This is a genomic window from Amycolatopsis sp. DSM 110486 (genome assembly GCF_019468465.1).
In the GTDB taxonomy this organism is placed as follows: Bacteria; Actinomycetota; Actinomycetes; order Mycobacteriales; family Pseudonocardiaceae; genus Amycolatopsis.
In genome coordinates this window covers 8,462,250-8,488,167 of the sequence record NZ_CP080519.1, presented here as the reverse complement: position 1 = coordinate 8,488,167, position 25,918 = coordinate 8,462,250, and the positions used below count along the sequence as shown (strand labels likewise).

The following is a 25,918-nucleotide window of genomic DNA, read 5'->3' as shown; positions in this document are numbered from 1 at the left end:
ATTCGGATCGAATTCGACGTGTGCCCGGCTCGCTTCAGTTCGTGCGAGGAGCTCGAGATGTCTCCCATTCCCCCACTGCGCAAGTCCCTGCCGCTGACCGGCGTACTCCTGGCGGCGGCAACCCTCGTGATCGGCTGCGGTACGGCCGGCGGCGGCATCGGCAGCAGCACCGGCAGCCAGTCTGCCACCGCTCCGGCCGTGGTCGCCGCCGACGTGAACAGCGCCGAGTGCGGTAAGCCGACCCGCACCATCAAGCACGACCTCGGATCCACCACCATCACCGGGACACCGCACCGGATCGCCGTGCTCGAGCTGTCGTTCGTCGACGCGATCGAGAACCTCGGTCTCCAGCCGGTGGGCGTCGCGGACGACAACAACCGCGACGTGCTCATTCCCGCGCTGCGCGACAAAGTCGGCAACTACACCCCGCTCGGACTCCGGGCGTCGCCCAACCTCCAGGTCATCACCTCCCTCAAGCCCGACCTCATCATCGCCGACTCGGCGGAACACTCCGCGATCTACACCCAGTTGTCCAAGATCGCACCGACGATCGCGGTCAGCAGCGACGCGGCCGGCTACCAGGAGACGATCAACAGCGAAAAGCTCATCGCCGAGGCGGCGGGCAAATGCGACCGGATGAAGGCCGTGCTCGACCACCACGCCCAGGTGATGCAGGGGTTGAAGGCGAAAATCCCGCCGGGCGACACACGGAAGATCCTCTTCGCGATCGGGACCGAAACAGGAGTCACCGGCTACACGCCCCGCGGGTTCGCGCCCGGCGTCCTCGCCGCGCTCGGCCTCCACTCGCCGTTGCCGGACAAGGGAGACGACTTCCACGTCTCGGTCAACCTCGAAACCCTCGTCACGATGAAGCCCGACGTGATCATCATGGCTCCCCATCCCGGCAAGCTCCTGCTCGACCAGTGGAAGACCACCCAGCTCTGGGGCACCCTCCCGGCCGTGCAGAAGAACGCGGTGTTCATGGTGAACCAGAACCTGTGGTCCCGGGCCCGTGGTCTGGTCGCGGCCGAGCAGATCGCGACCGAGGCCGTGCAGAAGCTGGCAGGGCCGGCATGAGCACGCGCGTGGAGCTCACCGGCAACCGTGCCGAGCCGGCCGACCCCCGGCGACGCGTCCGCCACCGGCACGTGGTCGTCGTGGCGGTGGTCGCACTGGGCGTCCTGCTCGTCGGAGTGCTCTGGGGACTGTCCCTCGGCAGCCAGCCGATCCCGTGGTCGACGGTGCTGCGGGCACTGTTCGCCGGCGACAGTCCGGACGAGGTGATCGTGCGCGTGGTGCGGATGCCCCGCGTTCTCCTGGCCACGCTCGTGGGTGCCAACCTCGCCGTGTCGGGTGCTCTGATGCAGGGCGTGACAGCCAACCCGCTGGCCGCGCCCGACATCATGGGTGTGAACTCGGGCGCCGCCGTCGTCGTGGTCGCGGTGACGACGATGATCCCCGCGCTGGCAGGCGCACCGTCGGTGTTGCTCGCCTTCGTCGGCGCCGCCGCAGCCGGGATCACGGTGATGGTGCTGGCCGGCATGGGCGCGGGCCGGGTGAGCCCGGTCCGGCTCACCCTCGCCGGCGTCACGGCGAGCACCTTGCTCGTCTCCCTCACCCAGGTACTCGTGATCTTCCGCGAGAACGACGCCCAGCGCGTGCTGTTCTGGCTCGTCGGCGGTGTCAACTTCGCCAACTGGAACGCCGTGACGACGGTCCTGCCGTGGACAGTGCTGGGGCTCGCCGCGGCCATGGCGCTGGCCCGGGCGATGAACCTGCTGGCGCTGGGCGAGGACATGGCCCGAGGGCTCGGGCAGAACGTAGAACGCACCCGCGCCGTCGGAGCCGCTGTTGTCATCGTCCTTTCCGGTGCCTCGGTGGCCGTCGCCGGTCCGATCGCGTTCGTCGGCCTGATCGTGCCGCACATCGTGCGGCGGTTCGTGGGTTCGAGCTACGCGGTCGTGCTCCCGCTGTGCGTGATCCTCGGCGCCGCGCTGACGGTGTTCGCCGACATCGCCTCACGGTTCGTCAACCCGCCGTACGAGGTGCCCAGTGGCGTCGTGTCGGCGCTGATCGGCGCCCCGATCTTCATCTACCTCGCCCGTCGGCAGAAGGCGGCACTGTGACAGCGAACGTTGCTCCCGCACGACCGGTCGGCACCACCTCGACGGCCGCGCGCAATCCTCGTGTCCTCATCGGCGGAATGGCCGGTCTCGCCGTCGTGGCCAGTGTGGTGAGCCTGGCCATCGGCGCCACCCCCATCCCGATGTCCCAAGTCTTCGCCGCGCTCGTCGGCGACCGCGGCAGCGAGGCGGCGAACATCGTCCTCGACTTCCAGCTGCCGCGGGTCCTGCTGTGCTGGCTGGTGGGAATCGGGCTCGCGGTGTCGGGCGGGGTGATGCAGGGAGTCGTGCGCAACCCGCTGGCCGCCCCTGACATCATCGGCGTGACCAAGGGCGCGGGCGTCGCCGGGATGACGCTGTCACTGCTGTTCCCGACCTTGTCGGCGGCGCTCGTGCCGCCGGTCGCCTTCGCCGGCGGCCTGGTGGGCGCGGGGCTGGTCTACCTGTTCGCCTACCGCCGCGGCGCCTCGCCGGTGCGGCTCGCGCTGGTCGGCATCGCCGTGAGTGCCGTGTTCGAGTCCGTGATCCGCTTCCTGCTGACCAAGTACCCGCTCGACGTCAACTCCTCGCTCATCTGGCTCACGGGCAGCTTGTTCGGCCGCAGCATGAACTCGGTGGCCCTCGCCGCGCCGTGGATCCTCGTGCTCGTGCCGATCGTCCTGATCCTGGCCCGCAGGCTGGACGTCCTGGGGCTCGGCGACGACATGGCCGCCGGCCTCGGCGAGCCGGTGGAACGAACCCGGAGGATCCTGCTGCTGCTCGGCGTCGCGCTCGCGAGTGCCTGCGTCGCGGTCTCGGGGACCATCGGCTTCGTCGGGCTGATCGCGCCCCACATCGCGCGCCGCCTCGTCGGCGGGCGAAACCTCACGTCGCTGCTGGCCGCGTCCGTCGTCGGGGTGCTGCTGATGCTCGTCGCCGACACGATCGGCCGTGGCATCGCGGCGCCGCTGGAGATTCCCGCCGGCCTCGTGACGGCTGTCATCGGCGGGCCCTACTTCCTCTACCTGCTCGTCAAGCTCGGAAAATAGGAGGAACGCGATGAGGCTCCAGACGCAGAGCGTCGACCTGGCCTACACCGACCGGATGATCGCCTCGAACCTCTCGTTGCAGATCCCGGACGGGCAGGTGAGTGTCCTGATCGGACCGAACGGGTGCGGCAAAAGCACCGCCATGCGCGCGCTCGCTCGCCTGCTGCCTCCGAAATCGGGCCAGGTGGTGCTCGACGGCAAGTCGATCCACCATATGCCGACCAAGGAAGTGGCGCGCAAACTCGCAATCCTGCCCCAGGTGCTCACCGCCCCGGAGGGCATCTCGATCGAGGACCTCGTGTGGTTCGGCAGGCATCCGCACCGCACTTCGCTGAAGGTGCCCACGGAGAAGGACCGCGAAGCTGTCGAGTGGGCCTTGGCCGTCACCCGTGTCGCGGAAATACGCGACGCTCACGTCGACCAGCTCTCCGGCGGGCAACGGCAGCGCGTCTGGATCGCGGTGTGCCTCGCGCAGGAGACCGAGATCCTCTTGCTCGACGAGCCAACGACCTACCTCGACGTCGCCTATCAGCTCGAGGTGCTCGACCTGCTGGCCGACCTCAACCGCGACCACGGCACGACCATTGCCATGGTGCTGCACGACTTCAACATGGCCGCGGAATACGCTGACCACGTGTTCGTGATGAGCAGCGGCACTCTCGTCACCGAAGGCTCACCGCGAGAGGTGTTCACCCAACACCTCATCCAGGAGGTGTTCGGGGTCGAGTCGCACGTGATGGACCATCCGGTGAGCGGAAAACCCTTATGCATCCCGGTCCGCGGCGAGCGCCGCTCACAGCGGGCTCCCGGGCGGGCGATGGTCCAGGGCACATGCTGATCCCCCGGCCCGTCACCGAAGCGGGTTCCGTCACGCGCGCCGGGACCCGCTTCGGCGGCGGGCCGGTTTCACGTCGGCCGGGGGTTCGCCCTCCCCCCGCAGTTCGCCGCGAAGTCGATTCATCAGCGCCATCGCGTGCAGCGCCGGTTCCTGCTCGCGCGATGCGATCGCGAGGACGAGGGCGTCGAAGAGGGCCAGAGTAGTCGCCTGCACGCTGAGCAGCTGCGAGTTCCCGATGGGGGTCGTCAGGGTCAGCGAAGCCCGTCCGGCCAGTGCTTCGGCCAGCATGTCGGTGACGACGATAATCCGCGCCCCGACCTCATGGGCGTGGTTGATCGCGACGTCGATCTCGGTGGACACGACCTGGTGAGCGATCACCACGAGCACGTCGTGCTCGTTGAGCCCGAGAAGCTCGTCGGCCAGGAGGAAGCCCGAGGTCTTCGCGGAACGCGCCCTCATACGCAGCCGGACCAGCCGCAGCGTGAGGTACTCCCCCAGCACCCCCAGCCCGCCGTAGCCGAGCACGACGATCTCCCGGGCCTCGCCGAGGAGCTTGACCGCGGCCGCGAAGCTGTCGGGGCGGATGGTGCGCCGCGCATCCTCCAGCAATTCGATGCTTTCGGCGAGCACCCGCGACAGCACTGCCTCCGGGTCGTCACCCAGCTCGTCGAGACTCCGGCCCAGCCGCCCCGCGGGAGTCAGCCGGTCGCGAACGGTCTGCTGCAGCTCCTTCTTCAACGCCGGAAGTCCCGGATACCCCAGCGCCTTGACCGTCCGGATCACCGTGGCATCGCTGGTGTCCGTGACCTGGCCGAGAGTGTCCGCCGACGCGAACGCGACCTCGTCCGGGTGGTCGGCCAGGTACCTCGCGACCCGGCGCTCCGCCGCGCTGAGGGATTCCTGCCGGGCCGCGACCCGTTCGTCCAAGGACGCCTGGGCACCCTCCGACCGCTTCGTAGCGGACATAACGAGTCGCGCCCCTTTCTGTAGCGAAGCCTACACCAGACTATCGTACCGGGGTCGGGAATCGTTTGAATGGACGGTTTACGCGCGGGTGAAGGCTCGGCGCAGCGCCGAAGTTCGGCGACCGGCAAATGGCCAGGTCTCGGCCGGGGACGAATTGACGCGGCCTACGGGCGGAAAGACACGTGTCGAACGACCCCCCTGTCGAGCACTGACCCGGACTCACCGAGCAGTCGGTTAACCTGACCACATGCCCGCACAGCGCACTCCCGCCGAGAGGGATCCGAGCGAAGGACCCTGGCTCCTGTTGATCTACCGGGTGCCGAGCGATCCGTCGAAGGCCAGGGTGGCCGTGTGGCGTGACCTGAAGCGCATGGGCGGGCTGTACGTCCAGCAGGCGGTCTGCGTGCTGCCAGATCAGGACGACCTCCGCGCCGGCATCGAAAAAGTGCGCAAGCGGATCGACGACCTCAAAGGTTCCAGCATCTTCGTCACTCTCACGGAGGTCGAGGCCGACGTCCGCGAGCAGTTCGTCAACGGCTTCCGCGCGCAGTCCGAAAAGGAATACCAGGAGATCGTCGAGGAGTGCGAGACGAAGTTCTTCAAGGAGATCCAGTTCGAACGCTTCCGCGACAACTTCACCTTCGAAGAAGCCGAAGAGATCCGTCATGATCTGGAAAAGCTGCGGCGTTGGCTGGAGCGGGTCGAGAGCCGCGACTGGATGAAGGCCGAGGGTCGCGAGCTCGCCCAGGCCAAAGTGGCCGAGTGCGAACAGCTACTCGAGCAGTTCGAAGCCGACGTCTACGAACGCACGGTGTCCGACCAGGACTGATCGGCGGACAACACTGCGGTGCAACCGGGCGCCTGGTCTCGCCCGGCTGCACCGCAGCCCCTATTTCTCCCCTAGGGCTTGGTTTTCGGCCGAACGTCGATCACGAGACTGATCGCGAACCCCGCCACGATGAGCACGGCGCCGAGGATCGCCAGGCCGGCGTCGCCGAACAGCTGAGCTCCCACCGCGCCGAGCAGGATCGCCAGCGCGATCACCACTGCCACCGCGATCTTCCAGTCGTCACCGATGATGAAGTCGTACCAGAATTGCCCGAAGGCCTTCAAGAATTTCATTTCACGACCTCGTGGGTGCTGGTGGTCACGGCAGGAGCCGCGGTCCGCGGCGTACGCAGGGCTGAGACGAAGATCCGGCTCAGCAGGAACCAGATGACGAGGAGACCGAGGATCGCCAGGTCACTGCCCGGCCAATGCAGGCTTTCGTGCCCGCCCCGGAAGATCCCGATCCCCTCGACCGCCCAGTACGTGCCGAACGAAGCGAGCAGCAGGCCGACACCGTACTTGAGCAGGTTCTCGTTGATCATCGACAGCGGGCGCTTGAGCACGACCGCCAGCGCCAGCACAATCACCACCGCGGCGACGGCGCCGAGGCTGGCCGCGGGGATGTTGTTCGCGTTCAGGCCGAAGGTGATCACGATGAAGACCACTTCCATGCCTTCGAGGAAGACCCCCTTGAACGACACCATGAAACCGAACATGTCGATGCCCTTGTGTGCCGCACCGGCTTTCTTGGCGGCTTTGACCTCCTCGGCGTAGATCGCGTCCTCGTCGTGCACCGCCTTGCGGCCCGAGGAACGCAGGATCGCCTTGCGCAGCCATTGCAGCCCGAAGATCAGCAGGAGGCCGCCGATCGCGAGCTGGAGCGCGGACTCCGGCAGCCAGGTCGCCAGCGCGTAGCCGGCGGCCACGGTGACGACGGCGAGCAAGAGCAGCGCCGCACCGGTACCGGCCATGGCCGAGCGCCAGTTCCGGGTGAAGCCCATCGCCATCACGATGGTCGTCGCTTCCACCATTTCCACGAAACACGCGACGAACGTCGCGATCACTAGCCCCCAGGTGGCCGCATTCACACCGCTCTCCTTCCGGTCGAGCTGAGATGTAGCATCTGCTTCATTTGGACGTTAGTTACACCATCGAGTGATTGTCAACAACTTCCCACGGGCTGACCAGCCGCCGCCGAAGACCTCCTGCCGCCGTCGGCACGCGGCGATCACCACCGTCCACAGTGGCCGCCAAAACGCGCGCGACCGGCACCCTGTCCACGGACTGTTGGAAATGCTACAGTACTGGCCAGCTGTTGTAGCGACTACTACCCGGGTGGACGAGTGTGATCGAGCTGGCGCCGGACGATCCCCGGCTGGGACTGACAGGACACGCCGAAGCGCACCCCGGGCCGGCAGGCCTGGTGCCTTACCGGCTTCCGGTAGGCGACGCGCAAGCCCTGATCCACGCCGAGCTGCTCGAGTCCGCCCGGATGGCAGCCGGGGTCCGGCTGGATTTCGAAACCGACGCCACCGCGCTCGAATGCCAGGTCGCCGTGTCGGCGGTTCCGGGAGACGGTCGTCCGCCCGCACCCTTCGACGTCGTGGTCGACGGTGAGCTCGTCGCGCGGAGGCAGCTTTCGGGGGTGAGGACTCTGGCCCTCCACGGGATGCGGCCCGGGCACAAGCGGATCCAGATCTGGTTGCCTCAGCTGGGTTTCACCGCGATCGGCCCGGTCAGACTGTCCGCCGGAGCACAGGTCGCCGCGCCGCCGACCCGCCCTCGGTGGATCACCTACGGCAGCTCCGTCACCCACTGCACCGGAGCGGCGGGGCCGACGCAGACCTGGCCGGCCCTCGTCGCCGCGGCGAACGGCTGGGACCTGCGCTGCCTGGGATTCGCGGGCCAATGCCAGCTCGATCCCGTTGTCGCGCGGTTCATCCGGGACACCCCGGCCGACCTGATCAGCGTGTGCCTGGGGGCCAACATCTACCGTCACACCACGTTCTCGGCGAGGTCACTGGTGCCGGCCGTGGCCGGGTTCCTGCAGACAGTGCGCGACGGCCATCCCGACACACCGCTGGTCGTGATGACACCGATCGTCTACCCGGACGGGGAGCGTGAGCCCAACGGGGTCGGGCTCACGGTCGCCGACATCCGAGCCCTGGTCTACGAAGCGGTCGATGTCCTGCGTGAAAGTGGGTACAGCGGGCTGCACCTCGTCGACGGCCTCACCGTTCTGCGCACCGAGGAGCAGTCCCTCCTGGTCGACCGGCTGCATCCCGGGCCGGACGGCTACCGGCTGATGGCGTCGCGTCTGGGGCCGTTGTTGCAGCCCCACCTCCCCACAAGTGCCGTCGCCAGCTGAGCCTCGTCAGTGGTCCGGTCGGTAGCGGAGCTCGTCGCGCAGCCGGTTCATCAGGGCCATGGCGTGCAGGGCCGGCTCCTGTTGCTGTGCGGCGATCGCCAGCGTCAGCGCTTCGAACAGGGCCAGCGTTGTCGTCTGCATCTTGTACATCTGTGAACTGCCGGCGGGTGTGGTGAGCACGATCGAGACGCGGTCGCGCAGCGCCTCCCCCAGCGTGTCCGTGACGAGGATGACCTTCGCACCGACCTCCCGGCAATGGTCGAGCGCGACTTCGATCTCGACGGTCACCTTCTCGTGCACCACGAGCACCACCACGTCCTGCTCGGTGAGCCTCAGCAGGTCGTCCGCGAGCAGAAATCCCGAGGTCAACGCGTCGCGCGTGCGATATCCGAAGCGAGTCAGCCGGAGCGTCAGGTAGCGCCCCAGCATGCCCAGCGCTCCCGTACCCATCACGACAACCTCGCGCGCGCTGCTCAGCGCGACCACCGCCGCAGCGAACTGATCCGACCGGATCGACCGCTGCGCTTCCTGCAACAGCAGGATGCTCTCCGTGAATACATTCGACAGCAGGTCGTCAGGCGCGGACCCGACGACGTCCACCCGCCGGCCCAACCGGCCCGCGGGCGTGAGGTGTTCACGCACCTGCTCTTGCAGAATTCGCTTCAACGCCGGCATCCCCGTGTAACCCAGCGCCTTGACCGTGCGGATCACGGTAGCGTCGCTGGTTTCGGTCGCCCTGCCCAACGCATCCGCCGACGCAAAGGCGACTTCGTCGGGGTGACTCGCGAGATAGCTGGCGACTTTCAGCTCGGTGGCGGTCAGCCCCTCACGCCGAGCGGCGACGCGTTCCTCGAGTGATCCCGGTGGATCCGTGGCTACCATGACGAACCCTGCCTGTTCGGAACGGGCATGTGCCGGAGAGGGCAACGTGCGAATCCGGCACAGTAGCAGCCACTACGGCATCTTATTTCCCCTGGAGTAGATGCTACAGTCTAGTGCTGCGCAGCGAGAAGTCAACGACGCGCGCACATGCCGGCCACACTGCTGAGCCTTCCTCCTTCTCTACCGCCTCCCCCATCCGGAGGTCCCCCGCCGTGGGGGTCACCGTTGCGACATCGCTTCGCGAGTCGAATGATGATCTTGACGAGAGGAGGGAGTATGCACACCCGCAACGGACCTCACCGGCGGGCGCTGAACGCGGCTGTGGAAATCTCCGCAGCGATCGCCGCGATCTGCGCGGCTGCGTGGCTCGCGCTCTGGCTCGCCATGACACTCTGACACCACCCCTCATCTTGAATCAGCGTGGTGGCCGAGCCGTGAACGGGCGCCGGCCCGCCGAGCGGGCACATCGCACGTCCGCTGCGGCGATGACTATCACGACAGCGAGCGATGGTGATCTTGACAACCGCCTCCTGGCCGGGCTTGGACACCAGCCAGTCGTCGAAGAGACGAGCGGCGTTGGGGTGCGGCGAGTTCTTCACGACATCGATCAGGCTCAACGAGGCAGGAAGTGGCGCGACATTGGCGAAGTCCAGCTCCGCGGGCGTCTTCCCCTTGAGCGCGGACGCCGTGTAGCCGTACGCGGTGGCTCTGCACGAAGCGCGGCGAGCTCGCCCCGAGTGCCTTGAGCAAGGCCAGCGCTTTGTCGTGCCCCCATCGCGATGATCAGGCTGTCGTACCAGTTCACCGCATACGGATCGATGGACAACTGGCCCTTCCACTGCGGTTCGGTCAGGTCCTCCCACGACTTCGGCGCCATCAGGCCACGCTGGCGCACCACGGTCGGATTCCAGGACAGCACGGTGGTGAGCACATACACCACACCCTGGTAACCCTTCGGCAACATGAGACCACCGGCAGCGGCGGCGCATCCTTCGGCTGGTATGGCAGCAGCGCTCCGGCCTGGACCACCTGGCGATCTGTGGTCTCCGGCGCCCAACCTGTCCCTCATCCTCGCGGAAGGTTAGGTGAGCTGGCCGGCTCCGACGAGGTCACGACTGGGCGAGGTTATGAGAGCCGGTCGATACGTTGTCGCGGGTTCCGTCGTCGAAGTCTTCAACTGCGGAATTCGACGGTCGTGCCTGAGCTCCCCAATCCACGTCAAGTGTGTCGACCTGTTCGACCAACCCGCGATGGCATGCATGAACCCAAACTCGTGAATTTTTTACTAAGCACTAACCCGCATCCTGCCGAAGCCTAATCCGATCCCCCCTAGCGTCTGACAGGTCGTGATGCGGCGCTGCACTCCGTGACCAGAATCCTTTTCCTGGCATGGATTTCCCGGTCGCCGATCCCTTGCCAACGCAGCGAACGGACCAGAGAAAAGCACATGACCTCGTACCGCGAACGCGTCCAGGACAGCCGGCTCCTCAACAAGGTTCCGGAGGTCACCGTCTACTTCTGGGTCGTCAAGGTCCTCTGCACGACGGTCGGTGAATCCGCCGCCGACTTCCTGAACGTGAACCTGAACTTCGGACTGACCGGGGTTTCCCTCGTCACCGGCGTCGTGCTGATCATCGCGCTGGTCCTGCAGTTCACGGCGCGACGCTACGTCCCTGCCAGGTACTGGCTGGCCGTTGCGCTGGTCAGCGTCTTCGGCACGCTGGTGACCGACAACCTCACCGACAGCCTCGGCGTGCCGCTAGAGACCAGCACCCTCGTTTTCGGCGTTCTGCTCGCCGCCACCTTCGTCGCCTGGTACGCGACGGAGAAGACGCTCTCCATCCATTCCATCGTCACCAGGCGACGCGAGGCGTTCTACTGGCTCGCGATCCTCTTCACCTTCGCACTCGGGACGGCGACCGGCGACCTCATGGCCGAGGTGCTCGGCCTGGGTTACCTGACGACGGGTGCGATCGTGGCGGCGCTGATCGCGGTCCTGGCGATCGGGTGGCGACTCGGCCTGCACCCGGTGCTGGCGTTCTGGTTCATCTACATCCTGACGCGGCCGCTGGGCGCGTCGATCGGCGACTATCTCGCGCAGTCACCGAGCCAGGGCGGGCTGGGCCTCGGCACGACCATGACGAGCCTGATCTTCGTCGTCGGGATCCTCGTGGTCGTCACCTACCTCTCCCTCACGAAAACCGACGTGACGACGAGCAAGGCGGAGGCCGAGGCGCTCGCCGCGCGGGGCGGCCTGTGGCAGACGGCGGCAGTGGTCGTCATCGTCCTCATCGCCGCGGGAACGGGTTACGCGCTGCGGAAGTCCGCGCTCCAGAACGACTCCTCGACCCCCGCCACCGCCCAGCCCGGTCCCGCCGGCAGCCGGGTGCCGCCGCTCGGTGACCTGTCGGCGTTTCGCACCATCACCCAGGACACGCTGAACAAGCTCGACGCCGGCGACCAGTCCGGCGCGACCAACCGCGTCGACGACCTGGAAACCGGCTGGGACAACGCCGAAGCACGCCTGAAGCCCCGGGACGAGGCCGCCTGGACGGCGATCGACGGCAAGATCGACACCGTGCTTCGCCAGTTGCGTGCGACGAGCCCGAATCCCGCGACCGAGAAGCCGGCGCTCACCGCGCTGCTCACGTCCCTCGGGTGAACAGCTCACCGGTCGCCGCTGATACTGCCCGATTTGTCCAGATTAAAAAACTGGACAAATCGGCGGCCGCGGTCTGGATTTCAGGTGAGGCTTACCTAAAGACTGGCGGGGTCCGGTCGTCGAGTGACCCCAAGGAGCCGTGCGGTGTTGTTCTCCAGCCTCTTGATCGGGATGCGCGAGGGGCTCGAGGCGGCACTCGTCGTGAGCATCCTGGTGGCGTTCCTGGTCAAGACCGACCGGCGTGCGGCGCTGCGCTGGGTGTGGCCCGGCGTCGCCGCGGCGGTGCTGCTGTCGGTGGCCGTGGGCGCGGTGCTCACCTACACCACGGCGAACCTGACCTTCGAGCACCAGGAACTGGTCGGTGGCCTGCTGTCGATCGTGGCGGTCGCGTTCGTCACGGTGATGATCTTCTGGATGCGCACGGCCGCCCGGCACATTTCGGCCGAATTGCGCGGGAAGATGGAGAACGCGCTGAAGCTGGGGCCGGCGGCCATCGTGCTCGTCTCGTTCCTGTCGGTCGGGCGCGAAGGCCTGGAAACGTCGGTCTTCTTCTACGCGTCGGTGCAGACCGCGCGCGGCGACACCGCCTTGCCGCTGCTGGGTTTCACGGTCGGGATCGTGCTCGCGGTGGCGCTGGCCTGGCTGCTCTACCGTGGGGCGCTGCGGTTCGACCTGGGCAAGTTCTTCAAGGTCACCGGGGTCCTGCTGGTGTTCGTGGCGGCCGGGGTTCTGGGCTACGGGCTGCACGACCTGCAGGAGGGGGCTTTCCTGCCCGGGCTGTCCACGCTGGCGTTCGACGCCTCGGCCGTGGTGCCGGAGACCTCGTGGTACGGCGCGTTGCTCAAAGGCATCTTCAACTACTCCCAGCAGACCACGGTTCTGCAGGCGATCGCGTGGGTGGCCTACGTCGCGATCGTCCTGCCGCTGTTCCTGCGCCCCGCGCGCGACAAGTCCGCCACCACGACGACCACCCAGCCGGCCGCGGCCCGCGACCTGAAGGAGTGACGATGGCGAAGACCGCACGAACCGGCCTGGTGCTGAGCGCGGGCGCGACCCTGGCCGCCCTCGTCTCGGCGTGCGGGGGCGCACCGCCCTCCGCGGCGAACGGCACTCCGGCCGGACCGATCACGGTCACCGCCTCGGACTCCGCGTGCCAGGTGTCGGCGACGAGCGCGCCGGCGGGGAACCTGACGTTCCAGATCGCCAACCACGGAACCAAGGTCACCGAGTTCTACCTCTACGGTGCCGGCGACCGGATCATGGGTGAGGTGGAGAACATCGCGCCCGGGCTGACCCGGCGCCTGATCGTGGAGGTCGCCGACGGCGGCACGTACCAGACGGCCTGCAAGCCCGGGATGGCCGGCGCCGGCATCCGCGGCCCGTTCACCGTCACGGGCGGTGCGGCCAAGGGCACCGACGCCAACGCCCAGCTCGCCGAGGCCGCGCGCGGCTACGCCCGCTACGTCGCCTCGCAAACCGGCGCGTTCGCCGACGAAACCCGCAAGTTCGCCGCGGTGATCAAGGCGAAGGACGTCGCCGCCGCGAAGTCGCAGTACGCCCGGACGCGTATTTACTACGAGCGGATCGAACCGGTCGCGGCCAAGTTCGGCGATCTCGACCCGGCCATCGACGTACGCGAGGCCGACCTCCAGCCGGGGCAGAGGTTCACGGGCTTCCACCGCCTGGAGAAGGACCTGTGGGTCACCGGCCTGCAGCCGGACTCCGCCGCCATCGCCGACCGGCTCGTCGCCGACGTCACCGCGCTCGGACAGAAAGCGTCCGCATTGCAGCTGAGCGCGCTGGATCTGGCCAACGGGGCCAAGAGCCTGCTCGACGAGGTCGCGACGGGCAAGATCACCGGCGAGGAAGAAGCCTTCTCCCACACCGACCTATCCGACTTCCAAGCCAATGTGGACGGTTCCCAGGGCGCCATCCAGGCACTGCGTCCGGTCCTGGCGCAGCGCAACCCCGCGCTGGTGTCCACACTCGACGCCCGGTTCGCGGCCGTGCAGACCCTGCTGGACGCCCAGCGCACCGGGGACACGTTCAAGCTCTACACCGACCTGACCCAAGACCAGATCAAGAAGTTCGCGGCCTCGGTGGACGCCTTGTCCGAGCCGCTGAGCAAGGTCGCGGAGGTCGTCGCCCACTAGCCACGCTCACTGAGTGAGCTCTCAGGAACCCGCTGCCACGATCGCGTGGTGCGAAACGAGGAAAGCGGCCGGCGCGGACACCGGATCCTCAGAACGGCCCTCGTCCTGATCGCCGTCGTGGTACTGGGCGCCGGAGGGTACGCCGGATACGTCGTGGTCCGCGCCGGCCGGCCGGTGACGCTGCCGGCACCGACCGGCTCGTACCCCGTCGGCCGGACCGGTCTCGAGTGGACGGACGCGACCCGCACCGACCCGCTCGCCCCCGCTCCGGCGGGACGTCGTGAGCTCGCTGTCTCGCTCTGGTATCCCGCCGCGCCCGGCAGCCGCGCCCGCCCCGCGGACTACACGCCGGGAGCCTGGGCCCAGCTGCACCTGCCCGGCCCGGTCGGCCTCGCCGAAACGGACTTCGCCGACGTACACGACCACGCGCTCGCCGACGCCCCGGTGGCGCCCGGCCGGTTCCCCGTCGTGGTTCTCGAGCCCGGCCTCGGATTCGCGGCGCCGCAGTACACCACGCTGGCCGAGGGTCTGGCGAGCGACGGTTACCTCGTCGCCGGCGTCACGCCCACCTACAGCGCGAATCTGACCGTGCTGCACGGCCGGCCCGTCCACGCCACCGCTGCCGGAAACCCGTCCTCGTTCAACGGCCCGGACCTGCACGCCGGCGCGGCCCAGGCCGACGGCGACCGGCTCGTCGCCGTGTGGGCCGCCGACGCCCGATTCGCCGCCGACAAGACGATCGCGCTCGACAGCACCCACCTCTTCGCCGGACATGTGGAGCACGACCTCGTGTCCTACGTCGGCCACTCCTTCGGCGGCGCCGCCTCGCTCGAAGCCTGCCGCACCGACACGCGCTGCGCCGGAGCCGTCGATCTCGACGGCACGCCCTACGGCGCCGTCGTCCACACCGGACTCGCCAAACCGCACCTGCTTCTCGCCTCCGGCGACTTGTGCCTCGCCGCGACCTGCCCGTCGGCGCCCGCCGACCCGGCCGTCCACGAACTGCTGGCGACAGGCGGGCCGGCGTGGTGCTACCGGATCGACGGCGCCCGCCACTTCGACTTCAGCGACTACGACGCCTACTACCTCGCCGCTCCCCTCCGAGCCCAGCTCGCCCTCGGCGACCTGGACGGCACCGAAGTCCTGACGATCACGGGTGCCTACGTGACCGCGTTCCTCGACCACACCGTCCACGCACGCGCGGAACCGCTTCTCCAGACAGGCAACACCGAATTCCCTCAGGTGAAAGCACAACGGCACCCCGCCTGACCGAAGGGCCGGACCGAACACCACCCGATCGAGGAAACCGTCTTGCCGCAAGCCTTCCGCACGATAGGGAGCCGTTAACCCCGCCACCGCCACCATCGGCACCAAGATCACCGACACCCACGACAAGGAGATCAAGGTGCGTCACGGCGAAAGCCTCCGTTCGGCCATCCGCTCGGACTCGATCACCCCGCTCATCGGCGTCTTCGACATGTTCTCCGCCTCGGTCGCGGCACAGCACTACGACGGGCTGTTCATCTCCGGATTCGGCTTCGCCGCGTCCCACTACGGGCTGCCCGACATCGGGTTCATCGCGTGGCCCGACATGGTCGCCTTCGTGCAGCGGCTGCGCCTGGCGCTGCCGCAGCACCACCTGCTCGTCGACATCGACGACGGGTACGTCGACCCCGAGGTCGCGGGCCACGTCGTGCAGCAGCTGGAGCAGCTCGGCGCATCCGGCGTCATCCTCGAAGACCAGAAGCGGCCCCGACGCTGCGGCCACGTCGACGGCAAACAGGTCCTGCCCCTCGAGGAATACCTGGAGAAGCTCGACCTGGTGTTGTCCGCCCGCCGGGATCTCGTCGTGGTCGCCCGCACGGACGCCACCGAGCACGACGAGATCCTCCGCCGCGCCGAAGCGCTGGCCCGGACCGACGCCGACGTGGTCCTCATCGACGGCGTCCGCTCCGCTGAGGCGATCACGGAGATCCGGACGGCGATCGGCGACAAACCGTTGCTGTTCAACCAGATCGCGGGTGGGAAGTCGCCGCGCCTGTCCCTGCCCGAGCTGTCGGCCCTCGGGGTCGACGTGGCGATCTACAGCACGCCCTGCCTGTTCGCCGCGCAGGAGGCCATGGACAACGCGCTCATCCGCCTGCGCCACGACGACGGGCGGCTCCCCGAGCTCGGCGCCGGCGGGGTCGGGGTGGCGCAGTCGCTCGGCCTGCTGGAACGCAACATCAGCCGCCACCACGCGACTCCGGCCCGAGTCGGCGCCTGAGCCCCGGGGGCCGGCCGGATCCGTTCGGCCGGCCCCGCTCGACGGTCAATCGTCAGCTTATGTTGACACCAGGGCGCGGTCAGCTTATGTTGACGAGATGAAGACACGAGCGGAGATCGCCGAGAGCGCGGCCAGTTCCGACCCCGACGTCGGGTTGCGGGCCGTGGCCGCGTTGCGGGCGCTGGCGGAGGAACTGGAGACGCTGCAGGTGGACCGGGCGCGCTTGTCGGGGTGGTCGTGGCAGGACATCGCGGCCCGGCTCGGCGTGAGCAAGCAGACGGTGCACCGCAAGCACGGCCGCAGAATCCGGGGGCCGAAATGAGGAACCGGCAGTTCGCTGAGGACGCCCGCGCTCTCGTACGGATGGCACAGGAACGCGCCCGCGCGCTCGGGCATCCCGGGATCGGTTCCGAGCACCTCTTGTTCGCGGTCGCGGACGCACCGACCCGAGTGGGCGAGGTGGCCCGGGAGTACGGCTTGACCCCCGACGGCGTCGCCACCCAGACCGACCGGCTCCTGACCAGGCCGCGCCGGATGTTCGACAATGTGGACGCCGAGGCGCTCGCCGCGATCGGCATCGACCTGGATGCAGTACGCGAAGCAGTCGCGGCCCATTTCGGCCCCGTCCCGGCGCCTCTGCCGCGGAGGCGCCGGCGTCCGCAACTGCCCGGGCACCTGCCGATCACCGGCCGGGCCCGGTCCTGCCTGCAGGCCGCGGTCAGCGAGGCCGGACGCCGCGGCGTGTCCCCCGCCGGCGCGAACCACCTCGGCGCCGTGGTGGTCGGCACGAATGGCGGCCTCGTGCCACCGATCCTGGCCGCCCTCGGCATCTCCGCACCGACCCTGCGGGCAGCGCTTCTGGAACGTACGCCGTGACCCGCCGAGGCCTGTGGTGGCTGCTCGCGGTGGCAGTGGCCGCCTGGGCGGGCAGCTGGCGCATCATCCACCTGGAAGTGACCCGCTGGCACCACCTCGACTCACGCCTGCGCTTCACCCCGCCGCCCGCGCCTCCTGGCAGTCCGACTCCGCACGCCGGGCTACCGGTGATCGCGGCCCTCGTGGTCGCCGGAGCCGCTCCGCTGGTGTCCGTCGTGGCCGTCAGGCTCCTGCTCGGAAGAGCGTCCAAAAAGGACACCGAGCAAGCGGCCGGCTGACGGTCAGTCGTGGCCGAAGCCGTGGTGCGGGCCGTCGTCGGCGATGCCGTGGACGGCGAGCAGCAGCATCGCCACGAACACCAGGACGGTGGCCGCGATGACGTACGCCCGACGACGGGCGCCGGCGACGGCACCACGGCCGGTGAGTGTTGTGAAGTCGGTTGCCAGCTGATGGGCGGCCAGCGTGAGCACGGGCCGCCATCCGGAGGCCGGCGGCGGCGCAGCGGATCGCGGGAGGTCGGCGACGACCGCGTCGAGCTCGTGCCGGAAGCGCGCGGCGTAGATCGTCGCTGTCCGCTCCTCGACTTCGGCCAGTGACAGCCGGCCTTCGCCAACGGCCGCGTGCAGCGCCGTGGCGGCGGTTTCCCGCTCGGCGTCGGAACAGCGGATGCCCTCGGGTACCTGCTCCGTGCGGGCCTCGTCTTCGGTCATGGTCCCTCCCGGCCGGGCTGGTGTCCGAAACTCTGGTCTCGCCGAAATTCTACACGAACGTAGTAGCTACCGTCGTTGCTCGAGCGGAAGCAGCAGGGTGAACAGAGCTGGCCGCGGGCGGGTCAGGCGCAGGCGCCCGCCCTCGGCTTCGGCGAGGCGGCGGGCGAGCGCGAGGCCGATCCCCGTTCCCCGGGCGCCGGGTGAGCGGCGGTCGAACACGTCGGTGCCGTTGACCTCACCTTCGTCGCCGACGTCGACGGCGAGCACGTCGCCGGCGTCGCGGGCGGTGACGGTGACGGTGCCGGTGCCGTGGCGCAGGGCGTTGTCGAGCAGGACCGTCATGATCTGGCGCAGCACCGGACCGGACAGCTGGGCGCCGGCGACGACGGGTTCCACCTTCAGCACCAGGTCGCGTGCGTGCTCGGCAAGGGCCGCCGCCCACTCGGTCTCGATGGCGGCGAGCTCGCCGGCGAGGTCAGTGGCGTCGTCGCGGACCGGTGGCGTGTCGCGGGCGAGGGCGAGCAGGTCGGTGACGGTCCGGTCGAGCCGGCCGGTGGTCGCGACGCCGGCCTCGACGACGTCGCGCAGGTTCGCACGCGGGTTCTCCAGCGCGGCCTCCAGCTGCAGGCGCAGCCCGGCGAGCGGGGTGCGCAGCTGGTGGGACGCGTCGGCGGAAAAGGCGCGTTCCCGGGCCAGGAGGTCGTCGAGCCGCACGGCGGTGGAGTCGAGGGACTCGCCGACCGAGTCGATCTCGGGGATTCCGGCGCGGTCGGCGCGGATGCTGAAGTCACCGTCGCCGAGGTCACGGGCGTTCGCGGACAGCTGTTCGAGCGGTCGGGCCAGCCGCTGGGCCTGGCGCCGCGCCACGAGGTAAGCCGACAGCAGAGCGACCACGGCCAGGCAGGCCATGCCGAGCCACGTCAGACCGGTGTGCCAGTAGACCTCCGTGCGCGCGGTGGCGGCGCGCACGAGCGCGACCACCGACCCATCGTCGCTGATCGGCACGACGACCACCAGTTCCCCGGGGGTGTCCGCGGACAGAACTTCGTCCGCCGCGGTGGCTTCACCGGCGTCGGCGAGCGTGGGCGGGCCGGCCCCGGCGAGCAGCCTGCCGACCGGGCTGTAGACCGCCACAAAGGTGGGATCCTCGGTAGCCGGCGTGCGATCGGGAGTCCGGTGCCGCAGGATATCGGCCGAGACATCGAGGGCGTAAGAGTCGGCGGCCCGTTCGAGTTCGGCGCGTTCGGCGGTGACGAAGTACCGCGCCACAGCCACGGCCAGCGGCACGCCGAACAGCCCGATCGCGACCAACGCGGCGAGCACCGTCGTCAGGACGATGCGGCGACGCACTGGCTCACCCTTCCGATTCCTCGAGCCGGTAGCCGTGGCGACGCAGGGTGGCGATCTCCGGCATCCGGCCCGCGCCGCCGGCCTCGGCGAGTTTGCGTCGCAGCGTGGCGATGTGGACGTCGAGTGTCTTGGTCGAGCCGAACCAGTGGGCATCCCACACGTCGGCCATCAGTGCTTCGCGGCTCACGGCGTTGCCGGGGTCTTGGGCAAGGCGCAGCAGGAGCTCGAACTCCTTGGCGCGCAACTGGAACTCGATCCCGTCCACGGCGACCCGGCGAGCGGCCGGGTCGATCCGCAGCCGACCGAGCGTGATCTCGACCTGGCTACGATCGGTCGAGTGGCGCCGCAGGTGCGCGCGCAGACGAGCGTGCAGTTCGCCCAGCGGCACCGGTTTCACGAGGTAGTCGTCCGCGCCCGCCTCGAGTCCCACGACCACGTCCATCTCGTCGGCGCGTGCGGTGAGCATGACGATCACGCAAGCCGGCAGCGCACTGCGCAGTTCGCGGCACACCTCGGTGCCGTCCAGGTCCGGCAGGCCCAAGTCGAGCAGGACCAGGTCGCACGGCTGTTTCGCGGCGTCCTGCAGGGCCGTGCGGCCGCGCGTGTGCCACGCGACCTCGTGCCCGTGCTGGGTCAGGCTCGTGTGCAGAACCTCACCGATGGTGCGGTCGTCTTCGACGACAAGGACTCGGGCCATGCCCCGAGAATATCCGCATCTCCCGGCTCGGGCGCAGGCCACGATCATTTTGCCTGCCACTAACCTGAGCGGACTGTCCCCTTACCGGCACCGGCGGCGAAATCAGTTCGCATTCGCCCGTGAGCGCGTTTTTCCCTGCCACTAACCTGCGGCTTCCCAGGCGTACACACAACCCGAAATAGCTTGTGATCATGTCCGCCGATCAGCTGTACCCGCACCCGGTTTCCCCGCACCGGCCCGGCCCTCGGCCGACCGCTCCCCAGGCGGCGCCCGCGCCGCCGAAGCGACGCTGGCGGCGCCGGATCGTGCTTCTGCTCGTCGCGGCGCTGGTGGGCTATCCGGCCGGAACCTACGCCTACGCACTGACCTACCCCGGCGACGCGAGCGTGTCCGTCCGGACCGTGGATTGGCTGCGGGACATGGGGCTCGGTGGTGTGGTCAACGCCGTGGAGAACTGGTGGTTCACCCGGCACCCACCCTCGAGTGCAGCGCCATCGGCCGGCGAGCTGCCCATGATGGGCGGACCGGCCACCGGTGGTACCGGCCCTCGCCCGCAGAATCTCCCGGTTGGCCCGTCTGCCTCCGCCGGAGCCGGTGAGTGGACCCCCGGGGCCCGCAGCGGCAACCAGGTCGCCGAATACACCACATTCATCCAGCCCGACCCGGCCCACGCGAGCGTGGTCGCGGGAGTCGCGTGGCTGAACCAGTCCCTGGTGCGTACGCAATTGTTCGCCGGGACGAAAGACCCCGGCGGCCCTGGCCCCGCGGCCATTCCCTCCGAAATGCACAGCACACTCGTGGCCGCGTTCAACTCCGGTTTCCAGCTCAAGGACTGCAACGGCGGCTTCTACCTCGACGGCACCACTGTCTCGCCCCTCCACGACGGCATGGCCTCCGTCGTCATCGACAACACCGGGCGGGTGTCGGTCGCGCAGTGGGGGCGGGACGCGACGATGACGGCCAACATCGCCGCCGTGCGCCAGAATCTCGACCTCGTGATCGACCACGGCGCCCCAGTGCGGGGACTGGACCTCAACCCGGCAGGCCACTGGGGCAGCGCGTCGAACCAGTTCCAGTACACCTGGCGCTCAGGTCTGGGCACTGACCGGGCCGGCAACCTCATCTACGTCGGCGGCACCGGCCTGACCCTGCACACCCTCGCCGACGCCATGGTGCAGGCGGGCATTCAACAGGGCATGGAGCTCGACATCCACTCGCCCATGGTCACCTTCAACAGCTACCGGCCCGGCGACCCGAACGCGGGCGCGACGAAGCTGCTGCCCGCCATGCCCGGCAGCGTGGGCCGCTACCTGCAACCCGACCAGCGCGACTTCTTCGCCACCTCCCTGCGCCTTCCACCGGCGACGACGCCGTGAACTACGAAAACAGTGTAGATTTACGGGGAACCTGAGGAAGAACATCGAATGAACTGAATTTCCCGACACGCCAACGGGAATGACGCCGCACAGTACAGTATCGAAGGTTAGCGCCAGGTTTACGACCGGCTATTCACTGGCCAGAAAAATACCGGCGAAACAAGCAAGCGGCACAAGGCCGGACATTCATTCCGATCGCACCGGCGCCACCGGGGAATGCGATAATTTCCCCTGACGACAGCGGAACTGAGCGTCGGTGCGCGCCACACCCGCGAGCGCGGAGCCTCGAAGGTCCCGGCGGTCACCGGCCTCTTCTGGATCATCAAGGTACTCACGACCGGTGTCGGGGAGACCACGAGCGACTTCCTCGCGCACCTGATCGACCCGGTGATCGCGGTGGCGGTGGCGGGCCTGGCGCTGGCCGTGTCCCTCGTCGCGCAGTTTCGCGCCCGCTCGTACGGCCCGGCGCTGTACTGGACGAGCGTGCTGCTGGTCAGCAGCATTCGGCACCATGGCGGCCGATGTCGCCCACGTGGGCCTGGGTGTGCCGTACGCGGTGTCGACGGCGGTCTTCGCGGTCGCGCTGGGCGTGGTCTTCCTGCTGTGGTACCGGTTCGAGAAGACGCTGTCGATCCACGAGATCCGCACGCCACGCCGTGAGTTCTTCTACTGGCTCGCCGTCGGGCACGACCTTCGCGCTGGGCACCGCCGTCGGCGATCTGACCGCGACGACGTTGCACCTCCGGTATCTCGGCTCCGGGATCGGGTTCGCCGTGATCATCGCCTCCCGGCGATCGCGACCCGGTTCCCCGGAGTGAGTCGCGTCGGCACCTTCTGGGCCGCGTATATCCTCACGCGGCCGCTGGGTGCGTCCTTTGCGGAATGGTTCGGTGTCGGGCCTGACCGGGGCGGGGTGGGCCTCGGCACCGGGCCTGTCAGACTGGTGCTGCTGCTCGTGATCGCCGCGCTGGTCGGCTGTCTCGCCGCGAACGCCTCCGCCCCGCGGAACCGGTAGATCCGGGATCCGCGTCGCCTTGGTGACCGAGACGTGACTGCGCTCCGCCGATGGCACCGTGACGAGGCTGATGGCCACGGTGCGCGAGCTGCACGCGGCCGGTCATGACGTGCTGGTGATCGCACCGGGAGGTGCGGGGGTCGACGCTAGCCCGGCGCGACATGCGCACGGTGCCCACGCTCGGCCCATAGGGACCGTGATCCTCTCAGTGATTCGGCAAACCCCCACCACCCAAGGTCCGGGTAAGACGCAGGCCAACAGTTCTTGCATCCCGTTAATCGTATCCATTGTGGATCACTAAGACAGCAATCGGTTAACCCTGCTCGAACCGTTCCCTGGGCTGTCTCGGCCTACCGTCGGATTGTGGGCGCGCTCAGTGTCCTCACAGGAGACTGCGACGAAAGTGGCCCCGATCCGTCCACCATGTGAAGGAGTTCCCGTGGAGAGCCCGAGTCCACCAACCGCGCTCACCGGGCGAGCCCGAGTGTCCCCGGGTCCGGGGCGGCTGCCGGCACGGACCCGGTTTGCCGCCGCCGCCGCCCGATCTGCCGCGGCGGTCTCCCGTCTGCTGGGGTTGGGGTCGGGCGGCATCATCGGCGGGCGCGTCGCTCTGCGGCTGGACCCCGACACATTGCGGAACCTTGCCCGGGACCGGACGGTGGTGCTGGTGACCGGCACCAACGGCAAGACGACCACGGCGCTCATGCTCAGCCGGATTCTCGAGACGCTGGGCGAGGTCGCCCGAAACGGCGACGGGGCGAACATGCCCGATGGGGTCACCGCCGCTCTGGTGGCGAAACCACACGCCCCCGTCGCGGTGCTCGAAATCGACGAGAACTACGCCCCGGCCGTCGCCGCGCAAGTGCGCCCGGCGTGTCTGGTCCTGCTCAACCTCAGCCGCGACCAGCTCGACCGCGTCGGCGAGGTGCGCACGATCGAGCGCGAGCTACGGGCGCTCGTCGCCGCGCTGCCGGGCACGACGGTGATCGCCAACTGCGACGACCCGCTCGTCACCTCGGCCGCGCTCGCCTCCACGCGGCCGCTCTGGGTCGGAGCGGGACAGGACTGGCACGCCGACGCGGTGACCTGCGCTCGCTGTGGCCAAGCCGTCCTCCACACCCCGAGCGGCTGGTGCTGCACGTGCGGCCTGACCCGGCCTGATCCACTGTGGACTCTGCTCGGCAACACCTTGGAAAACGCACGCGGCACGAGCGTCACACTCGACCTCCGGTTGCCGGGCCGGGCGAACGCCGCCAACGCCGCCGTCGCGGTCGCCACTGCCGAGCACCTCGGCGTGTCGCCGAACGTCGCCGCGGTCCGGCTGCGCACGATCGACGACGTCGCCGGCCGCTACCGCCGCGCCGACGTGAGCGGACACGCCGTGCGGCTCCTGCTGGCGAAAAACCCCGCGGGCTGGCGCGAAACCCTGCCGCTGATCGATCCGTGGGCTTCCGTGGTGATCGCGGTCAACAGCGGCCAGGCCGACGGACGCGACACGTCGTGGCTGTGGGACGTGCCCTTCGAGCAGCTGCGCGGGCGCCACGTCGTGGCCGCCGGCGAGCGGGCGACCGACGTCGCGGTGCGCCTGACCTACGCCGAGGTGCAGCACACCCTGTGCCGACGGCCACTCACCGCGGTCAGCGCCCTGCCACCTGGTCCCGTCGAGCTCGTCGCGAACTACACGGCGTTCCGCGACGCGCACCAGAGGCTCGGCGATGGCTGACTCCACGCTGGGCATCGGCCTGGTGCTGCCCGACATCCTGGGCACCTACAGCGATGCCGGCAACGCCCAGGTCCTCCAGCGCCGGCTGCAGTGGCGCGGCACCACCGCCACCGTCCTGGACATCCGGCACGGCGACGCCGTCCCGTCTTCCCTCGATCTGTACCTGCTGGGTGGCGGCGAAGACGACGCGCAAGCCCTCGCCGTCAACCACCTCCGCACCCATCCCGGATTGCAGCACGCGGCGGCCCGTGGCGCGGTCGTGTTCGGGGTGTGCGCGGGCTTTCAGGTGCTCGGCACGAAGTTCACCACTTCCGACGGCGTGCCCCACACCGGTCTCGGTCTGCTCGACGCGGTCACCGCTCCGGGTAGCAAGCGAGCGGTCGGCGAGGTCGTCGTCGACGTCGCCGATCGGCTCGGCACCGAACCCCTGACCGGTTTCGAGAATCACCTCGGCCGTACGCAGGTCGGCAACGACAGCCGCGCGCTCGGACCGGTCCGGGCCGGCATCGGCAACGGGGACGGCACGGAGGGCGCGCTCACCGGACGTGTCCTGGCGACCTACCTGCACGGTCCCGTCCTCGCCCGCAACCCCGCGCTGGCCGACCTGCTGCTGGCGTGGGCCCTGGGCGCGACACCCTCCGCGCTGCCGCTGCCGGAGATCGGTACCTTGCGGCAGGAACGTCTCCGTGCGGCCAAACGCCGGCCGCACAGGTAAACGGACGGTAAGGCGTTTTGCCAGACGTTGGCCCGCCTCGTGTGAGACTGCCGCGACCACCTGGTTTCTCGCTGCCACACCGGAGACGAACCCATGTCCGAACCCCAGCTGCCGCACGCGGCGCGGCTTTCCGAGCTGGCCGGCGGGCTGGCCGCGCAGCTCGGACCGTCGATGCTGGCCGAGGACGCTCCACCGCCTGACCCGTTGACTCTGGCCGCGTGGCACGCGGTGAATACAGTGCAGCGGGTCGCGGAGCTGTTGCCTGACGGGGATCTTCGCGATGCTCCGCTCATGCGCGAGCGGAGCCTCAACGACCCGCTCGCCCACGGCGAAAGCATCGCCGCCGCCGCACGCGAAGCGCTCGCCGCAGAGGGCTTCGCGCGACCCGGAGATGGTCAGGCGGACAGGACGCCCGATCCCAGTGCGGCCAGCAGCGCGACCCCCACGACAACGCGGTAGATCACGAACGCCGTGAACGTGTGCCCCGCGACGAACTTCAGCAGCCACGCGATCGTGGCGTAGGCCACGACGAACGACACGACCGTCCCGACCACGAGCGGCAGCACCTCGACACCGCCGCCGAGCGCGTCCTTCAGCTCGTAGAGCCCGGCGCCCGTCAGCGCCGGGATCGACAGGAAAAACGACAACCGCGTGGCCGCGACCCGGTCCAGGCCCCGCAAGAGCCCGGTCGAGATCGTCGCGCCGGAGCGGGAAAAACCCGGGAAGAGCAGCGCAAGGATCTGCGACGAACCGACCAACATCGCGTCCGCGAACGTGGACTCGGCCTCACCACGTTTACCCGTCCCGAACCGATCCGCCGCCCACATGATCGCGCTGCCGGCGAGCAGCGAGATCGCGACGACCCACAACGACGCGAGCGGCCCCTTCACCAGCGACTGGAACAGCAACCCGGCGACAACGATCGGGATCGTGGCCAAGATGACCCACCAGGCGAACTTGTAGTCGTGTTCCTGACGCGCCCGCGAGTTGACCAGCCCGCGCCCCCACGCCGCGGCGAACCGCACGATGTCGCGGAAAAAGTACACCAGCACCGCGGCGATGGCACCGACCTGGATCACCGCGGTGAACCCGACCACCGACTGATCGTCGACCGGGATGCCGAGCAGCCCCTCGGCGATCTTCAGATGCCCAGTGGAAGACACGGGCAGGAACTCGGTCAGGCCTTCCACGATCCCCAGGATCACCGACTGGCCGAGATCGATCGCGCTCAACTCATTTTTCCTTCGTCGTCAACTCATGTTGACAAGGTCTCCACGTCAGCTTATCGCGGGAGAACCCAGGAACCGCACGCGGCAGACCCGCCGATGGGTGGCGATGACGA

29 protein-coding genes and 1 pseudogene are annotated in these 25,918 nt (G+C 68.8%); 20 read left to right on the top strand and 10 right to left on the bottom strand.

From position 1 onward, the window contains the following. The first annotated feature begins 57 nt into the window (after window positions 1-57). Genes K1T34_RS40925 through K1T34_RS40910 form a run of 4 tightly spaced genes read left to right on the top strand, consistent with a single transcriptional unit; the run spans window position 58 to window position 3,989 of the window. On the top strand, window positions 58-1,077 hold the full coding sequence (locus K1T34_RS40925; protein ID WP_220240046.1) for a Fe(3+) dicitrate ABC transporter substrate-binding protein: 1,020 nt from the start codon (window positions 58-60) through the stop codon (window positions 1,075-1,077). Next, a complete protein-coding gene (locus K1T34_RS40920; protein WP_220240045.1) occupies window positions 1,074-2,126 on the top strand; it encodes an iron ABC transporter permease in 1,053 nt (350 codons plus the stop codon). Before K1T34_RS40925 ends, K1T34_RS40920 begins: the two co-directional genes overlap by 4 nt. Further along, window positions 2,123-3,151, top strand: a complete 1,029-nt coding sequence (locus K1T34_RS40915) for an iron ABC transporter permease (protein WP_220240044.1) — start codon at window positions 2,123-2,125, stop codon at window positions 3,149-3,151. Before K1T34_RS40920 ends, K1T34_RS40915 begins: the two co-directional genes overlap by 4 nt. Window positions 3,152-3,161: 10 nt before the next feature. After that, window positions 3,162-3,989, top strand: coding sequence for an ABC transporter ATP-binding protein (locus K1T34_RS40910; protein WP_220240043.1), 828 nt, complete (start codon window positions 3,162-3,164; stop codon window positions 3,987-3,989). 30 nt (window positions 3,990-4,019) lie between these two features. On the opposite strand, the gene K1T34_RS40905 is transcribed toward K1T34_RS40910, so the two are convergent. Continuing rightward, the gene (locus tag K1T34_RS40905) at window positions 4,020-4,916 is read right to left on the bottom strand and encodes a MurR/RpiR family transcriptional regulator (RefSeq protein WP_220240042.1); all 897 of its coding nucleotides are present in this window, start codon (window positions 4,914-4,916) and stop codon (window positions 4,020-4,022) included. 286 nt (window positions 4,917-5,202) lie between these two features. Here K1T34_RS40905 and K1T34_RS40900 point away from each other — a divergent pair, with 286 nt between their 5' ends. After that, window positions 5,203-5,784 carry a Chromate resistance protein ChrB gene (locus K1T34_RS40900; RefSeq protein ID WP_220240041.1) on the top strand — a complete coding sequence of 194 codons (582 nt, stop codon included), beginning with the start codon at window positions 5,203-5,205 and terminating at the stop codon, window positions 5,782-5,784. 71 nt (window positions 5,785-5,855) lie between these two features. Here K1T34_RS40900 and K1T34_RS40895 read toward each other — a convergent pair whose 3' ends face one another. Beyond that, the gene (locus tag K1T34_RS40895; RefSeq protein WP_220240040.1) at window positions 5,856-6,077 is read right to left on the bottom strand and encodes a hypothetical protein; all 222 of its coding nucleotides are present in this window, start codon (window positions 6,075-6,077) and stop codon (window positions 5,856-5,858) included. Next, the gene (locus K1T34_RS40890) at window positions 6,074-6,871 is read right to left on the bottom strand and encodes a COG4280 domain-containing protein (protein ID WP_220240039.1); all 798 of its coding nucleotides are present in this window, start codon (window positions 6,869-6,871) and stop codon (window positions 6,074-6,076) included. The genes K1T34_RS40895 and K1T34_RS40890 overlap by 4 nt, the downstream gene beginning before the upstream one ends. A gap of 257 nt (window positions 6,872-7,128) precedes the next feature. Here K1T34_RS40890 and K1T34_RS40885 point away from each other — a divergent pair, with 257 nt between their 5' ends. Further along, a complete protein-coding gene (locus K1T34_RS40885; protein ID WP_220240038.1) occupies window positions 7,129-8,151 on the top strand; it encodes an SGNH/GDSL hydrolase family protein in 1,023 nt (340 codons plus the stop codon). 6 nt (window positions 8,152-8,157) lie between these two features. On the opposite strand, the gene K1T34_RS40880 is transcribed toward K1T34_RS40885, so the two are convergent. From K1T34_RS40880 to K1T34_RS40870, 3 genes are all read right to left on the bottom strand, one after another. Beyond that, entirely contained in the window at window positions 8,158-9,033 is an 876-nt protein-coding gene (locus K1T34_RS40880) for a MurR/RpiR family transcriptional regulator (protein WP_220240037.1), read from the bottom strand. Window positions 9,034-9,329: 296 nt separating this feature from the next. Further along, window positions 9,330-9,650, bottom strand: a complete 321-nt coding sequence (locus K1T34_RS40875; RefSeq protein ID WP_220240036.1) for a hypothetical protein — start codon at window positions 9,648-9,650, stop codon at window positions 9,330-9,332. Beyond that, window positions 9,647-9,997, bottom strand: a complete 351-nt coding sequence (locus tag K1T34_RS40870; RefSeq protein ID WP_220240035.1) for an ABC transporter substrate-binding protein — start codon at window positions 9,995-9,997, stop codon at window positions 9,647-9,649. The genes K1T34_RS40875 and K1T34_RS40870 overlap by 4 nt, the downstream gene beginning before the upstream one ends. 483 nt (window positions 9,998-10,480) lie before the next feature. Between K1T34_RS40870 and K1T34_RS40865 the strand changes: the two genes are divergently transcribed. The 8 genes from K1T34_RS40865 to K1T34_RS40830 all read left to right on the top strand — a co-directional run bounded on the left by K1T34_RS40865 (window position 10,481) and on the right by K1T34_RS40830 (window position 17,268). Further along, window positions 10,481-11,695 (top strand): hypothetical protein, encoded by a 1,215-nt coding sequence (locus tag K1T34_RS40865; protein ID WP_220240034.1) that lies wholly within the window; start codon window positions 10,481-10,483, stop codon window positions 11,693-11,695. 144 nt (window positions 11,696-11,839) lie between these two features. Then, on the top strand, window positions 11,840-12,700 hold the full coding sequence (gene efeU, locus K1T34_RS40860; protein ID WP_220240033.1) for an iron uptake transporter permease EfeU: 861 nt from the start codon (window positions 11,840-11,842) through the stop codon (window positions 12,698-12,700). 2 nt (window positions 12,701-12,702) lie between these two features. Then, on the top strand, window positions 12,703-13,848 hold the full coding sequence (gene efeO, locus K1T34_RS40855; RefSeq protein WP_220240032.1) for an iron uptake system protein EfeO: 1,146 nt from the start codon (window positions 12,703-12,705) through the stop codon (window positions 13,846-13,848). 48 nt (window positions 13,849-13,896) lie between these two features. Then, a complete protein-coding gene (locus K1T34_RS40850) occupies window positions 13,897-15,117 on the top strand; it encodes an alpha/beta hydrolase (protein ID WP_255637930.1) in 1,221 nt (406 codons plus the stop codon). Between the two features lie 136 nt (window positions 15,118-15,253). Continuing rightward, window positions 15,254-16,114, top strand: coding sequence for an oxaloacetate decarboxylase (locus tag K1T34_RS40845; RefSeq protein WP_220240031.1), 861 nt, complete (start codon window positions 15,254-15,256; stop codon window positions 16,112-16,114). Window positions 16,115-16,211: 97 nt separating this feature from the next. Continuing rightward, on the top strand, window positions 16,212-16,436 hold the full coding sequence (locus K1T34_RS40840; protein ID WP_220240030.1) for a helix-turn-helix domain-containing protein: 225 nt from the start codon (window positions 16,212-16,214) through the stop codon (window positions 16,434-16,436). A gap of 41 nt (window positions 16,437-16,477) precedes the next feature. Further along, on the top strand, window positions 16,478-16,990 hold the full coding sequence (locus tag K1T34_RS40835; RefSeq protein WP_220240029.1) for a Clp protease N-terminal domain-containing protein: 513 nt from the start codon (window positions 16,478-16,480) through the stop codon (window positions 16,988-16,990). Beyond that, window positions 16,987-17,268, top strand: a complete 282-nt coding sequence (locus tag K1T34_RS40830; RefSeq protein WP_220240028.1) for a hypothetical protein — start codon at window positions 16,987-16,989, stop codon at window positions 17,266-17,268. Before K1T34_RS40835 ends, K1T34_RS40830 begins: the two co-directional genes overlap by 4 nt. A 3-nt stretch (window positions 17,269-17,271) precedes the next feature. Here the strand turns inward: K1T34_RS40830 and K1T34_RS40825 are convergent, their stop codons facing one another. The 3 genes from K1T34_RS40825 to K1T34_RS40815 form a co-directional block, all read right to left on the bottom strand. Further along, window positions 17,272-17,700: a DUF1707 domain-containing protein gene (locus tag K1T34_RS40825; protein WP_220240027.1), complete on the bottom strand. Its 429-nt coding sequence runs from the start codon at window positions 17,698-17,700 to the stop codon at window positions 17,272-17,274. Between the two features lie 66 nt (window positions 17,701-17,766). Beyond that, the gene (locus K1T34_RS40820) at window positions 17,767-19,050 is read right to left on the bottom strand and encodes a HAMP domain-containing sensor histidine kinase (RefSeq protein WP_220240026.1); all 1,284 of its coding nucleotides are present in this window, start codon (window positions 19,048-19,050) and stop codon (window positions 17,767-17,769) included. A 4-nt stretch (window positions 19,051-19,054) separates the two neighbouring features. Beyond that, window positions 19,055-19,747, bottom strand: coding sequence for a response regulator transcription factor (locus K1T34_RS40815; RefSeq protein WP_220240025.1), 693 nt, complete (start codon window positions 19,745-19,747; stop codon window positions 19,055-19,057). A gap of 191 nt (window positions 19,748-19,938) precedes the next feature. Here K1T34_RS40815 and K1T34_RS40810 point away from each other — a divergent pair, with 191 nt between their 5' ends. From K1T34_RS40810 to K1T34_RS40790, 6 genes and pseudogenes are all read left to right on the top strand, one after another. Continuing rightward, window positions 19,939-21,123, top strand: coding sequence for a phosphodiester glycosidase family protein (locus tag K1T34_RS40810; protein ID WP_220240024.1), 1,185 nt, complete (start codon window positions 19,939-19,941; stop codon window positions 21,121-21,123). 231 nt (window positions 21,124-21,354) lie between these two features. Further along, window positions 21,355-21,522 (top strand): annotated as a pseudogene (locus K1T34_RS54855) (hypothetical protein); the annotation flags it as partial. A 112-nt stretch (window positions 21,523-21,634) separates the two neighbouring features. Continuing rightward, complete coding sequence (locus K1T34_RS40805; RefSeq protein ID WP_255637929.1) at window positions 21,635-22,138, top strand: hypothetical protein; 504 nt, start codon at window positions 21,635-21,637, stop codon at window positions 22,136-22,138. 439 nt (window positions 22,139-22,577) lie between these two features. Then, a complete protein-coding gene (locus tag K1T34_RS40800; protein ID WP_255637928.1) occupies window positions 22,578-23,861 on the top strand; it encodes a MurT ligase domain-containing protein in 1,284 nt (427 codons plus the stop codon). Further along, the gene (locus K1T34_RS40795; protein WP_220240023.1) at window positions 23,854-24,576 is read left to right on the top strand and encodes a type 1 glutamine amidotransferase; all 723 of its coding nucleotides are present in this window, start codon (window positions 23,854-23,856) and stop codon (window positions 24,574-24,576) included. The genes K1T34_RS40800 and K1T34_RS40795 overlap by 8 nt, the downstream gene beginning before the upstream one ends. Before the next feature lie 93 nt (window positions 24,577-24,669). Beyond that, on the top strand, window positions 24,670-25,035 hold the full coding sequence (locus K1T34_RS40790) for a hypothetical protein (RefSeq protein WP_220240022.1): 366 nt from the start codon (window positions 24,670-24,672) through the stop codon (window positions 25,033-25,035). Here K1T34_RS40790 and K1T34_RS40785 read toward each other — a convergent pair. Continuing rightward, the gene (locus K1T34_RS40785) at window positions 24,972-25,808 is read right to left on the bottom strand and encodes an undecaprenyl-diphosphate phosphatase (protein WP_220240021.1); all 837 of its coding nucleotides are present in this window, start codon (window positions 25,806-25,808) and stop codon (window positions 24,972-24,974) included. The two genes, K1T34_RS40790 and K1T34_RS40785, sit on opposite strands and share 64 nt — an antisense overlap. Window positions 25,809-25,918: the final 110 nt, after the last annotated feature.